Origin of the sequence: Corynebacterium mendelii, from assembly GCF_017307055.1 — a bacterium.
Classification (GTDB): Bacteria; Actinomycetota; Actinomycetes; order Mycobacteriales; family Mycobacteriaceae; genus Corynebacterium; species Corynebacterium mendelii.
In genome coordinates, this window is record NZ_JAFLEQ010000008.1 from 347,373 (window position 1) to 360,911 (window position 13,539).

9 protein-coding genes and 1 riboswitch are annotated in these 13,539 nt (G+C 62.2%); of the genes, 6 read left to right on the plus strand and 3 right to left on the minus strand.

What is annotated here, in order from left to right:
* Positions 1 to 76 precede the first annotated feature (76 nt).
* The 5 genes from JZY06_RS04760 (at position 77) to fusA (ending at position 6,429) form a co-directional block, all read left to right on the plus strand.
* Complete coding sequence (locus tag JZY06_RS04760; protein WP_207118697.1) at positions 77 to 1,462, plus strand: PAS domain-containing protein; 1,386 nt, start codon at positions 77 to 79, stop codon at positions 1,460 to 1,462.
* Positions 1,463 to 1,880: 418 nt separating this feature from the next.
* A complete protein-coding gene (locus tag JZY06_RS04765) occupies positions 1,881 to 2,525 on the plus strand; it encodes a hypothetical protein (RefSeq protein ID WP_207118699.1) in 645 nt (214 codons plus the stop codon).
* A gap of 580 nt (positions 2,526 to 3,105) precedes the next feature.
* The gene (gene rpsL, locus JZY06_RS04770; RefSeq protein ID WP_112768809.1) at positions 3,106 to 3,477 is read left to right on the plus strand and encodes a 30S ribosomal protein S12; all 372 of its coding nucleotides are present in this window, start codon (positions 3,106 to 3,108) and stop codon (positions 3,475 to 3,477) included.
* Positions 3,478 to 3,483: 6 nt separating this feature from the next.
* A complete protein-coding gene (rpsG, locus tag JZY06_RS04775; RefSeq protein ID WP_207118701.1) occupies positions 3,484 to 3,951 on the plus strand; it encodes a 30S ribosomal protein S7 in 468 nt (155 codons plus the stop codon).
* A 354-nt stretch (positions 3,952 to 4,305) separates the two neighbouring features.
* Positions 4,306 to 6,429 (plus strand): elongation factor G, encoded by a 2,124-nt coding sequence (fusA, locus tag JZY06_RS04780; protein ID WP_207118703.1) that lies wholly within the window; start codon positions 4,306 to 4,308, stop codon positions 6,427 to 6,429.
* 142 nt (positions 6,430 to 6,571) lie between these two features.
* Here the strand turns inward: fusA and JZY06_RS04785 are convergent, their stop codons facing one another.
* Together JZY06_RS04785 and JZY06_RS04790 are read right to left on the minus strand one after the other, a co-directional pair.
* Positions 6,572 to 7,666 carry an ABC transporter substrate-binding protein gene (locus tag JZY06_RS04785; protein WP_207118705.1) on the minus strand — a complete coding sequence of 365 codons (1,095 nt, stop codon included), beginning with the start codon at positions 7,664 to 7,666 and terminating at the stop codon, positions 6,572 to 6,574.
* Positions 7,667 to 7,690: 24 nt separating this feature from the next.
* A complete protein-coding gene (locus JZY06_RS04790) occupies positions 7,691 to 8,452 on the minus strand; it encodes an ABC transporter permease (RefSeq protein WP_207118707.1) in 762 nt (253 codons plus the stop codon).
* 282 nt (positions 8,453 to 8,734) lie between these two features.
* Positions 8,735 to 8,861, minus strand: a riboswitch (FMN riboswitch).
* 501 nt (positions 8,862 to 9,362) lie between these two features.
* Between JZY06_RS04790 and tuf the strand changes: the two genes are divergently transcribed.
* Complete coding sequence (tuf, locus tag JZY06_RS04795; RefSeq protein WP_207118709.1) at positions 9,363 to 10,556, plus strand: elongation factor Tu; 1,194 nt, start codon at positions 9,363 to 9,365, stop codon at positions 10,554 to 10,556.
* Positions 10,557 to 11,127: 571 nt separating this feature from the next.
* Here the strand turns inward: tuf and JZY06_RS04800 are convergent.
* Complete coding sequence (locus JZY06_RS04800; RefSeq protein ID WP_207118711.1) at positions 11,128 to 13,242, minus strand: CAP domain-containing protein; 2,115 nt, start codon at positions 13,240 to 13,242, stop codon at positions 11,128 to 11,130.
* Positions 13,243 to 13,539 lie beyond the last annotated feature (297 nt).

Below are 13,539 nucleotides of genomic sequence, written 5' to 3' on the forward strand. Positions count from 1 at the left end.
TCCCCGGTCCAGTCGCGTCCGGGGCATTCGGAGCGGATTATCCGGTTTGCTCCGGCGCACAGTGAAAGGCCAATCAATGCCAACCGTCGAACCCACCGGTGCGACCCATGAGGTCGGCCTCGAGGAGATGTTCTTTTCCACCACCGATGCAAAGGGTGTGATCCGCGAATCGAACGACGTGTTCGTGCGTTTGTCGCGTTTCCCCCTGGACGAGTTGGTCGGTGCGCCGCACAACTGCATCCGCCACCCGGAAATGCCCGGTGGTGCTTTTTACGGCATGTGGGTTCTTCTGCAGTCGGGTAAACCGTTTGCCGCATATGTGCGCAACCTCGCCAAAGACGGCTCGGAATACGATGTGTTCGCCACCATCACCCCCATGCCCAACGGCGACTACCTGTCGGTGCGTACCCGGGTGTCCTGCCCGGAACTATTCGAGGCCGCCTGCGGCATCTACGCCGATGTGCGCGCCAAAGAACGGGAACTCATGGCCGCCGGAGCCAACCGGCACGAGGCCGCGGTGGAAGGGTTCAACCTGGTCACCGAAGCCATCCAGGGGCTGGGGTTCCAGTCTTACGAGGAATTCCAGTGGGCTGTGCTGCCGGAAGAGATCCTGGCCCGCCAGGCCGAGACCGGCCCGCTGCCGCAGCCGAAACACATCGAACCCGGCCCGATGGAAACCATCCACGAAGCCGTCGATGCCATTGCCGCCCGCCTGGGTGACTGGATGGATGCGTTAACCGCCGTTGATGATCTGTCGAATTCACTGCACAAAGCCGGGCGCACCATGCGCCGGGAGATGGAATCAGCCGAAGAAGTCACCGCCCACCTGACGGCCCGGGCCAACAGTGATGAAGGACTTCCGCAGGAAACCCTCATGCCGCTGCAGGTGTGGACCCAGATGCGCAAAGTCGCCGCCCCCCGCCTGGAGAAACTGTTCGGGCAGCTGGAGGAATTCGACCAGTTCACCGCGCGGACGAAGTTCTCCATTGCGCTGTGCCGCCTGCAGACGGAAATGATGGCCCGCTTTGTCACGGAACTGTCCGACGGGGGAATCAAAAAGCGTGGCGCGGTGGCACTGGAAGCCCTCGCCATTGCCTTCGGCTATGTCATGGCTGAAATGGACGAGTTGGCCGACACCTACAACAAGAAAGCCAAAGACGTCGCCGCCACCATCGCCGGTGTCGCCGACCTGATGGGCATTCCCCAGCAGGTCATGGTGGAGTGGCGCCGCGACCACGAAAAAGACGGTGAACGTCTGGGCGGCACCATGGGTGAGCTTCTGCAGGAAGTCAACCGCTCGATCATCCGCGCCGAGGAAGCCCTCGATTCGCTGCGCCGCTGCTCGGCTGCCGCCGGGGATGCCACCGCCGTCGACAACACCGCGGCGATCACCGAACGCATCAAATCCATTGAGATCAATGCCGGTGAGCTGATCAGAAAACACGACGCCGACAACGCTTAAAACCTTCAAAGAACCCTTCCGAAAACTGCACTGACACCACTGCTGTCCCCACCGGTTGTCACCGGCGGGGCAGCAGTGGTCGTCGTTTTTTTGTGCACTTCCGCGGTCCTTTCCCGGCGGGGAAAACCGGGACAACAACGATTCCCGGCAGGGGAAAACCGGGCCTACACCCGTCCCCGGGAGTTGTGGGCGCCGTCGGTTTTCGGCGGTGGTCGCGGCCAAAAAAACATCTGCCGCCGACGGGCAAACGCCATGGGTCACCCCGGTCCGGGCACGGGGCAGCCGACCGCCGGGTCTGTCCTTCTGCTTCCGGTAGCGGCGCCGCTAGCGGTGCCGGCCGTGACAGCAGGGCCGGAAGCCGGTAGCGTTGACTGGACTTTCAATCAGCCCGATGTTCCCGATACAGGTGGAGGCCCCCATGACAACACGACGCAGACGAATCCTTGCGGCCACAGCCGCCGCGGCGACCCTGGCCGCGGGACTGGCGGCCCCGGCCGCCGCCGATGAAGCGAAAGTCAACCAGGCGATTTCCCGGGTGAACAACCTGGCTGCCCTGGCTCCTTTCGCACCGTGTTCAACCGTGCGTGACAAATTCAACGACTATGGCGGCCAGGGCCTGGCGCGCACCCGGGGGGATCTGGAGGCACGCTCAGGCGGGGTGATCAACAGCCAGGTCGCCTCGCTGCGCCGCCAGGCCGGTGGACTCACCGGCGGCCAGGAGGCCCGCTACCGGACGGCACTGAACAATGCCGCGTCAGTGGCGATTTCCCGGGCAGTGGCCTGCGGGGTGGTGGGCGGTTCCCCGGCCGTCACCGGCCCGGCCGCGGCCCCGGCCCCGGCCCCGGCACCTGCGCCCGCCCCACAGAACACCGCCCCGGCACCGGCACCGGCACCCGCCCCGCAGAACACCGCCCCGGCCCCGGCCCCGGCCCCGGCGCCGACACCGGCACCCGCGCCGGGTACCACCCTGATTCCCAATCCGCTGGATCCCGCCCACCCGTTCATCCTTCCCTTCCCGCTGCCGCCGCAGGTCGCCGCCTTTTCCTCCGGAAGGGTCGGCTAGCCGCCGACAACCCGCCCGGGGCGGGCGGCCGGTGGGTGCCGCACGCCCCGGGCGGTGAAGTCGGCCACCCGGCCGCTGACGCTGGCACAGGCGTCGTTTACCGGCCCTGACATGCGGGATCGCGGGGCTGCGGGGCTGCGGGGGGATTTGTCAACTGTCCCGGACTCGTGTACGTTAGACGCTTGGTCCCACGTCAGTATGGTGGGAGTCCGATCCACCCCGGTAGGCCAGCGAGAGCGGCTGACTGGGTTCGACCTGTCTCGACAACGGTTCACCCCGTCGTCGACTGTCGGCAGGCCGTGTGGAAGCGGACATGACAACAGCATTGTCTTCGAGACTTTTCGGCGCGGCAGGTCACGCGCACACGGCCGTTTTCTCACTCTCGGCTGCGTGACCGTATGACGGCTTACCGCTCGCGCCGCCCACCCCACCCGCACCCGGTGCCGGTCACCCTTCGATGTTTTCTTGTCAATCGGTGTGATCCGGTTTCAGCCGTCGGTGACAGCCCGGGATTCCTGTGGCCGGGGAGGATAGCTCGCAAGGTTTTGTTTCATCACAACGAACAAGGAAGAAACGGTTTATGCCCACAATCCAGCAGCTGGTCCGCAAGGGCCGCCACGACAAGACCGCCAAGGTCAAAACTGCGGCGCTGAAAGGCTCCCCGCAGCGTCGTGGCGTGTGCACCCGTGTGTACACCACCACCCCGAAGAAGCCGAACTCGGCTCTGCGTAAAGTCGCCCGTGTCCGCCTGACCTCCGGTATCGAGGTCTCGGCCTACATCCCCGGTGAAGGCCACAACCTGCAGGAGCACTCCATGGTGCTCGTGCGCGGCGGCCGTGTGAAGGACCTTCCCGGTGTCCGCTACAAGATCATCCGCGGCTCCCTCGACACCCAGGGTGTCAAAGACCGCAAGCAGGCCCGTTCCCGCTACGGCGCGAAGAAGGAGAAGTAATCACCCATGCGTAAGAGCAGAGCTCCCCAGCGTCCGGTCATCAAAGATCCGGTCTACAACTCCGAAATCGTCACCCAGCTGGTCAACAAGGTCCTGCTGGACGGCAAGAAGTCGACCGCCGAGCGCATCGTCTACAGCGCGCTTGAAATCTGCCGCGAAAAGACCGGCACCGATCCGGTCGGCACCCTCGAAAAAGCCCTGGGCAACGTCAAGCCCGAGCTGGAGGTCCGTTCCCGCCGCGTCGGTGGCGCCACCTACCAGGTTCCGGTGCAGGTCCGTCCGGGCCGTGCCAACACCCTGGCACTGCGGTGGCTGGTCACCTTCACCCGCCAGCGCCGTGAAAAGACCATGACCGAACGTCTGGCCAACGAAATCCTCGATGCCTCCAACGGCCTCGGTGCTTCCGTCAAGCGCCGCGAGGACACCCACAAGATGGCCGAGGCCAACCGCGCCTTCGCCCACTACCGCTGGTAGTTTCCACAGAAAAGGGTCTCCCGCAGGACGCAGTCGCACTTTTTTCGCACTCGCCCCGTGAGGGGCCCTTCACTGTAGCGCCGGGGCGGTGGTTTTCCGCCCCGGCTCACGGCGCACCATCTCCGGTGCCCGCGCCCCGGCTGCACGCCGGGCGCCAACCGAATATCCTTGGGAACCGACCGGTCGGCGGGGCATGCCAGGTGCATGCCCCCGGCGCACGGTCCTCCCGCACGCGGGATGATCCGGTTGAACCGGAGTCTAAAACCTAAGAAAACAACACACATTCTTCGGCCCAAGCCCGGCCCTGTTCATGTGGCGGGTGGCCGACAACAACCAACATGTTTGGGGTACACAGTGGCACAAGAAGTGCTTACCGACCTGAATAAGGTCCGCAATATCGGCATCATGGCCCACATCGATGCCGGCAAGACCACCGCTACCGAGCGCATCCTCTTCTACACGGGTATCAACCGCAAAGTCGGCGAAACCCACGACGGCCAGTCCACCACCGACTGGATGGAGCAGGAAAAAGAGCGCGGCATCACCATTACCTCCGCCGCCGTGACCTGTTTCTGGGAGGGCAACCAGATCAACATCATCGACACGCCCGGCCACGTCGACTTCACCGTTGAGGTCGAGCGGTCCCTGCGCGTGCTCGACGGTGCCGTCGCCGTGTTCGACGGCAAAGAGGGTGTTGAACCCCAGTCCGAGCAGGTGTGGCGCCAGGCCACCAAGTACGACGTTCCCCGTATCTGCTTCGTCAACAAGATGGACAAGCTGGGCGCGGACTTCTACTACACCGTCAAGACCATTGTTGACCGGCTCAACGCCAAGCCGCTGGTCATGCAGCTGCCGATCGGCGCCGAAGATGACTTCGACGGCGTTGTCGACCTGCTGAACATGCGGGCGATCACCTGGCGCGGCAAGGTTGACGTCGGTGCCGCCCCCACCTACGAAGAGATTCCGGACGACCTGAAGGACAAGGCCGCCGAGTACCGCGAGAAGCTGCTCGAGACGGTTGCCGAGTCCGATGAAGAACTGATGGAAAAGTACTTCGGCGGCGAGGAAATCACCCTCGACGAGATCAAGAAGGCCATCCGCAAGATGACCATCAACTCCGAGGTCTACCCGGTTCTGTGTGGCTCCGCCTACAAGAACAAGGGTGTGCAGCCGTTGCTGGACGCCATCATCGACTACCTGCCGACCCCCATGGACGTCGGTGTGGTCCACGGCCACGCCGTCGGTGACGAGTCCACCGAAATGACCCGCAAGCCCTCGAAGGAAGAGCCTTTCTCGGCTCTGGCGTTCAAGATCGCCGCCCACCCCTTCTTCGGCAAGCTGACCTTCGTGCGCGTCTACTCCGGCCGTGTCGAGCCGGGCAACCAGGTGCAAAACTCCACCAAGGACAAAAAAGAGCGCATCGGCAAGCTGTTCCAGATGCACGCCAACAAGGAAAACCCGGTGGAAGAGGCCCTCGCCGGCCACATCTACGCCTTCATCGGCCTGAAAGACACCACCACCGGTGACACCCTGTGTGACATCCAGAACCCGATCATCCTGGAGTCCATGGACTTCCCGGATCCGGTGATCCAGGTCGCCATCGAGCCGAAGTCGAAAGCCGACCAGGAGAAGCTGTCCCTGGCCATCCAGAAGCTGGCCGAAGAGGACCCGACCTTCACCGTCAAGCTGGACGAGGAAACCGGCCAGACCGTCATCGGCGGCATGGGCGAGCTGCACCTCGATGTGCTGGTCGACCGCATGAAGCGCGAATTCAAGGTCGAGGCCAACGTCGGCGCCCCGCAGGTCGCCTACCGTGAGACCATCCGCAAGCCGGTCGAGAAACTGGAATACACCCACAAAAAGCAGACCGGTGGTTCCGGCCAGTTCGCCAAGGTCATCATTGCCCTGGAGCCCTACAACCCGGATCCGGAAACCCTCGAAGAGGGCGAAAGCGCAACCTACAAGTTCGAAAACGCCGTCACCGGTGGCCGCATCCCGAAGGAATACATTCCTTCCGTCGATGCCGGTATCCAGGACGCGATGCAGTACGGCTACCTGGCCGGCTTCCCGCTGGTCAACATCAAGGCCACCCTGCTCGACGGCCAGTACCACGAGGTCGACTCGTCTGAAATGGCCTTCAAGATCGCCGGTACCCAGGCGCTGAAAGAAGCGGTCGCCAAGGCAAAGCCTGCGCTGCTCGAGCCGATCATGCTCGTCGAGATCATCACCCCCGAGGAATACATGGGTGACGTGATCGGCGACGTCAACGCCCGCCGTGGCCAGGTCCACTCCATGGAAGACCGGGCCGGCGCGAAGCTGGTCAAGGCCAAGGTGCCGCTGTCGTCGATGTTCGGCTACGTCGGTGACCTGCGTTCCAAGACCCAGGGCCGCGCCAACTACTCGATGTTCTTCGACTCCTACGCAGAGGTTCCCACCTCTGTCGGCCAGGAGATCATCGCCGAGCGCAACGGCCAGTAGCCGGCTGCCCGATATCACCCAGCCACCTCCCGCCGGGCGGCACAGCCCGGCGGGGCGGGGGCAGGCGTGAGAAAAAACCGGGAGAACCACACTGTGGTCCTCCCGGTTTTTTGATGCGCTTTTTTACAAAGCCGTGCCCCGGCTAGCCGCAGAACTCATCGGTGAACAACTCACTGCCGTCGATCTGGGGGGACAGGCCGATGGCCTTCAGTTCGGCCACCATCGCCTCGGCATTGTCTGCCGTCAGCTCACGGCAGGAGTCAAGCGAGGCGGGAAAAAGCCCCACGGTGGCATCCATGGTCGCTTCCGCCGCCCGGCGCTGCGTTTTATCCGACAGCTCGGGCACGAGTTTCGCGGTCGCCGCAACCCCCGCAGACGGGTCGTCCGCTAAATCCCGGTAGGCGCGAAACACCCCGGATACCAGTTGTGTCAGCTGCTCCGGGTGGTCGGCGGCAAAAGCTTTGGTCGTCACCAGGCTGGCACTTCTCAACGCCTTCACCTCAGGGGTGATCACCGTGACCGGCAGATCGTTGAGCTTGAACTGCACGGCGTCATTGTTGATGAATCCGACGACCGCATCAACTTTGCCGGTCGACAGGGCGGCCTGCTGGGTGTAGCCGATCTCCTGCAGGGTGATGTCATCGACGGTCATACCCGCCGAGCGCAGGCCCGCCAGCAACCCGTACCAGCCCTCACCGTAGTGGCCGGGAATCCCGACTGTTTTCCCTTTCAGATCGGCCATGGTGGCAATACCGGAGGCTTGTGTGGCGATCACCGCCACCGGGTATTTCTCGTAGTAGGGGGCGATCACGACAAGCTCATCAGATTTCGCCGCCGCCGCCTCATCGGCGCCGGCGACAACCACCTGCTCCCGGCCCGCCAGCAGCGCGGTGAACAGTCCCTCCGACTGCCCGTGGTGGCGCAAGGTGACCTCCCCGCCGACGTAGCCGGCCTGCGTGGCCACATACATCGGGGAGAACTGAACATTGGGAATATAGGTCAAACCAACAGTCAGCGGGACGGCTTTCCGGCTCTGTGCGGTTGTCTCCCCGGCCGGGGAGACAGCCGGTGCCTTATCCCCGGGTGCGGGGCTTTGCGCGGCGGCTGCCGCGGTTGACGGCACATCGGGGTGCCGGTCGTGCGGGTCCTCACCCGGCGAGCAGGCCGCGACGGTGGCGGCGGCAAGGGTGAGTGCACAGGCAAACACGGCGGTGTGTGTTCTGAAGGATTTCTGCATGGGTTGAAACGTCCTTTGCGGTTGTCAGCGGAGCGCCCTGATCGTTTGTGAATGGCGCTCGATGGCGGCGATGCTGGCGAAAGCGAGTGCAGCCAGGAAACACAGCACCGTGACAGTGGAAAACAACCCGGTCATGTCCGCGGCCGCGGACTGCAGGGACAGCCTTGCGCCAAGCCCCTGCCCACCCATAACAAACTCGCCGACCACGGCCCCGATCACCGACAGGGTGAAACCATTGCGCAGACCGGCAAGCAGAGCCGGAAGCGCCAACGGTGCCTCGATCAAGGCCAGAAGCGTCAATCCGCCGGCACCATCCAGGCGGGCAGCCTCAATGACGTCAGCGGGAAGCGATTTCAGCCCCAGCACCGTGTTGACGAGAATCGGGAAAAACACCATCAGTGCACACAGCACCGAGATAGCCACCAGGCCGTACCCGATCCAGATCACCAGCAGCGGGGCGATGGCCACCGAGGGGATTGCCTGGGACACAGACACCAGCGGCGCACAGGCTGCTGACAGCCAGGCGTTTTTGTAAATGAGATATGCCAGGGGCAACGCGAACAAGGTTCCGAAAACACAGCCCAGAAGGCTCTCGGCGAAAGTGTGCCAGACAGAATTCCAGAACAGCGGGTTGGTTACATCGTTTACCAGCCGCAATCCGACAGCCAGGGGAGAGGGCAGCAGGGCCTGGTTGCCGACAATGAGGGCGCCTGACGCCCAGAGTGCCACCAGGCCGACAAGACCGGCCGTCGAGGCCAGTTGCCGCTTGATTCCGAAAAGCTCCATGGAGAAAGTCACACGTTGTCTCTGGCACCGGGAAATCAAGCGCGGCCTTCCCCGCGGCCCCGGCCAACCGGATACCCGGTGGCCAACAGCCAAACGGCCAATCGCGGCACCGACAACCCGGCGGTACCTTCCCCGGTGGAAAAAACCGGTGCGGCAACGACAATGATCGGGTTCAAGCGGCTTGCGGGAAAAATCCCGCAACCCGCCCGACGCGGTGACCGACTGACGCGGCCGGACAACAACCGCTCCAGCGGATCCGGCCAACAGAAGGGCGTGCGCCCAATCGTGCTCCTACCATCCGGACTTTCACCGTCGGTTCCGGAATTTCACCGAATCAACCACGTCCATGGGGACGCGGGTCGCGGACTATCACCGCCGGTTCAGACTTTCACTGACCCCGGTGCACGACTGCACTGCCGACAATCCTAGCGCATGCACCGCCGCAGCAGGCGCCAACGGGTGGATTGTCCGGTGGCGCAACAGCAGCTGAACAATGATCCGGCAGTTCGCTAAACCACAGGTCACACCGGTAGTGGGGGAGGGCACGGCAAAGCTATCGGCGAACACGGGACCGGCTGGATGGCCAAACGGCGCGCCGGGCGGTAGGCTAGCCGGTACTGCCGACTGAGAAGTGGTATCCCGCGCGGGCTGAAGCCCCCGGGTCAACCACTGGCGCGGCCGCTGCCCCAAGGGATCCGTTTTCCACGGTTACCGCAGCTGGAGCCGTATTTCAGGTGGGGTGGGTGTGCGGAGTTTGAAAAACTCCGGCCTTACCCCTACTATGCATTAGTTGGCACATTTTTCTTAAATGGCCGCGGCTTGAGTGTGCCAATTTTTTCTCATGCCGCGGAACAACCACCAAAAGTGGCTGCGAAAGTCGTAGCCACCTGAACGTCCAGGAGGACATACAGTGGCAAAGGCGAAGTTCGAGCGTACAAAGCCGCACGTCAACATCGGTACTATCGGTCACGTCGACCACGGCAAGACCACGACGACCGCAGCCATCACCAAGGTTCTGGCTGAGCAGTACCCGGAACTGAACAAGGAAACCGCGTTCGACTCCATCGACAAGGCTCCCGAGGAGAAGGAGCGCGGTATTACGATTAACATCGCGCACGTCGAGTACCAGACCGAGAAGCGTCACTACGCACACGTGGACGCCCCCGGCCACGCCGACTACATCAAGAACATGATCACCGGTGCTGCCCAGATGGACGGCGCTATTCTCGTTGTCGCCGCCACCGACGGCCCGATGCCCCAGACCCGTGAGCACGTGCTGCTCGCCCGCCAGGTCGGCGTCCCCTACATCCTGGTCGCCCTGAACAAGTGTGACTCCCCCGATGTCGATGACGAGATCATCGAGCTGGTCGAGATGGAAGTCCGTGAGCTTCTTGCCGAGCAGGAGTTCGACGAGGAAGCCCCGATCATCCAGATCTCCGCTCTGAAGGCTCTGGAAGGCGATCCGAAGTGGGTCGAGTCCATCGTCGAACTGATGAAGGCCTGCGACGAGTCCATCCCGGACCCGGTCCGCGAGCTGGACAAGCCCTTCCTGATGCCGATCGAGGACATCTTCACCATCACCGGTCGTGGCACCGTCGTCACCGGTCGTGTCGAGCGCGGCGAACTCAAGGTCAACGAAGAGGTCGAAATCCTCGGTATCCGCGAGAAGTCCCAGCGCACCACCGTCACCTCCATCGAGATGTTCAACAAGTTCCTGGACTCCGCTGAGGCCGGCGACAACGCCGCCCTGCTGCTGCGTGGCCTGAAGCGCGACGATGTTGAGCGTGGCCAGATTGTGGCCAAGCCCGGCGCTTACACCCCCCACACCGAGTTCGAAGGCTCCGTCTACATCCTGTCCAAGGATGAGGGCGGCCGCCACACCCCGTTCTTCGACAACTACCGCCCGCAGTTCTACTTCCGCACCACCGACGTTACCGGTGTTGTGAAGCTGCCTGAGGGCACCGAGATGGTTATGCCCGGCGACAACGTCGACATGGCCGTCACCCTGATCCAGCCCGTCGCCATGGACGAAGGCCTGCGCTTCGCTATCCGCGAAGGTGGCCGCACCGTCGGCGCCGGTCGTGTCACCAAGATCACCAAGTAATCACTTGGCGTTCTGACAGACCTTAAAACACCCCCTACCAGCCACAACGGCGGGTAGGGGGTGTTTTGTTTTTTCGAAATACCGCAGAAATTCCGCCGGTAGTAGCTCGCAAGAAAAGCCCTGCCCCGTGGCATGCAGATGCCCGCCCGGAACCGAATTGTCAATGATTCCTGTCGGGCGGTAGGGCACACCATGTGGTGGCCATGACAGGCCAGACAGAGTCAGCGGTGCACACCTCCACTGTGCTGGGGTCGGCGAGGAATTGTCAGGCTGGGAAGGACGTCTACCGGCTTAGCGAATCCACGCAAAGTCCACGAGAGGACGGTTCCGCTTGCGGGGCGGCCGTGTTGACGGTGGCCGGTAATCCACGCCTCGAGTTGGCTGACGTGGTTGGCCGGTTGTGGCGCCTTTAACGGGGGTCGGATACGCCGTGCGGCGGGAGAAAGGGGGCTGTCGGCGTTCGAAGGGTGGTTTGTGGATCCGAGCGGGTCTCTTCTACTCCGCAGACGGTACAAAAGGACCGGGTTACGTCTTGCCGGCAAGACGTAACCCGGTGGTGAGCTGGCAACTTCTACTCCGTGTAGTTTTTCCAGTTCGGATTGATCGCGGGGGTGCGGTCACTGTTGAGGAAGTTGATGACGTTGATCAACTTGCCGGAGCGGGCGTCGATGGCGAAGCCGATACCGATCTGCTTCAAGCTCGGATTCAGGATGGCCTCCCGGTGGTGGGGCGAGTAGAGGTAGTCCGCGATAATGATTTCGGGCTTGATTGTCTCCGGGCCTGCGCCGACCGGCAAGTAGGAGTCATCCATGACTTCGCCCTCCTGATCGCCGTAGATGAATTCTTCAGCGGTCTGGTGGCGTTTGACGCCCTTCACGAGTCGTTGGAGAGCCCAATCCTGTGCATCAGCGGTCAGATTCTGGCTGACGACGGTGACCTCGGGAACCCCTGCCTGCCGCCTGATCTTGTTCAGCTGCTTGAGGAGTCGTTCACGGGCTTCGTCGAAACGGACATTGATATCGCGTTGAGACTCTGCGGCGGTCGGAAGGCTGAACGCACCGCAATAATTGACCCGGCCGGCCGTTGCTCCTTCTTTGTCGTATTTGGCGTTCTTCTTGGGTTCAGGGAATTCCTTGAAATCGCAGGGACCGGAACCCTGGCCATCATCGAGTCGAATGGATATGTAGAACGACAGCTTCTTGCCGTCGTCTACGGGCGCCAGGCCGATGCCGACGAACTTGTTGACATCGTTGCCCATCACCTTCGGCAGCGACTCGTGGTAGCTGGACAAAAGAGTAGCGATGAGGGTCTCGGCGGGGTAGCTGCCGGTGTTGAGTACATCATCACCGGGTGCGTGGAGTTCCAAGCCGGCGTGCGGGAAGACGTAGGTCGGGGATGTCCGGTTCGGATGGGCGGCAAGATCCTGGACTGATGCCGAGAGCGTGCTGTCCTCGGTGATCGATCCCGGCCAGTTGTAATGTTCGGCAGCTTCACGGAACTGTTTTAAGACTTCCCTGCGCATGTCGGCCAGAAGCTTTTTGTTCTCCTCCTTGGTGCGCTCACCGCTGGTGATGTCCCTGATACCGGGGCAGTTAAAGGGGCTGTAACCTGTCCAGTCGCTTCTGTTGAGTTCCGGGAATTCACAGTTTCGATCCCGGGGGAGGCTTGCGCGGTCCTGCTTGAGCACGATGATGTGCCAAAATCCGCCGTTGGTCGTGTTGGCTTTCACAGCCGCGCCAACTTTCAGCGGGGTATCCCACAGCAGAGTGTCACGTTCCGCCCCTTGGAGGAGAAAAGCGATGGAGGAATATGCGGGGATGGATTCCGGACGCGCGAATTCAGCGTTTTCCTCACCAATACCGCCGCTGACCGAAACTACCTTGACACCCGGTTGCACTGCCGGGTCTTCATTCTTGCTCCAGGCATCGGCTACGGTTTGGGCGATGGCATCAAGATCAGCTGAATGTACGAAGGGAGAACCGACCTTGTAGTGAGCGCGGGCGTTTTTTGCCTGTTTAATAAGATTGTCGGCGGCCTTGTGCTCGCGCTGCGCGATAGATTGCCCACGGTGGGCGTCATCGGCTTCTTTGCCGGAAAGACCACGGGACTCGCCGGGGCAGAAGGTCAGTGACGGTTTTTCCCCGGTGGTCTTCTTCTTCGGGAACATACAGGTGGGTTTCACACCCCCGGGTTCTTTGAAGGTGCCGGGTTCTACAGGCTTGGGAGCGGTTAACTTCGGTTGCGTATGATCCTTCGACAGCTTGACATCGTCGTTGATGTTGCCTCCGATCAGCGCGGAATTCTCGATCTTGGGATCGTAGGAGTCATCTGACGGATTGTTGCTGTTTTCGTCCGTGTCGGTGGTGTCCGAAACAGGCGGGTTTTGCTCGGAGCCGGATTGTGTTCCGGGCGGCTCGCTGTTCCCGCTCGGAGGGGTTTTCCCGGTTGACTCGTTGTTGTCTGTGTTGGAATCACCGGTTGTATCGCTCTTGCCGGATCCACTGGTCCCGTTGTTTTTGCCGGGGGTGGAAGGCAGCCTGTCGACGGTTCCGGTGTTTGGGGTGCCCGGGGATGAAGGCTCCGACTGGACGCCACAGGCGGGAAGAGCGGCTGCTGCAAGTGCAAGACTGAACGTGATGCCCGCGATCTTCATGGTTCGGCGTTGCCGGATGGCGGTGGTGCGCATGAGGATAAGTCCTTGCTTGGCTGGGTGCCGACCGTTCAATGGCGAACGCGACCGAGAGGGTATCGGTCGATCAGAGTGGGAATCAGTGGCAGATACCGGGCACCCGCGTGGATGGATATGGGAGCTTGATTGTGTGAAGCACGGATTCAAATAGTTTGGTAACCGATATCAGACTATGTTTTCCCTCCCGGCTGGACAACCGGCTTGCCAGAGAAAGACTCCTGGTTTGATGAATTTGGCATTGTCCCAGGTGGGGACACCCTACTTTATAGGGGGTGGGGTTATTTTGGGGGTGAA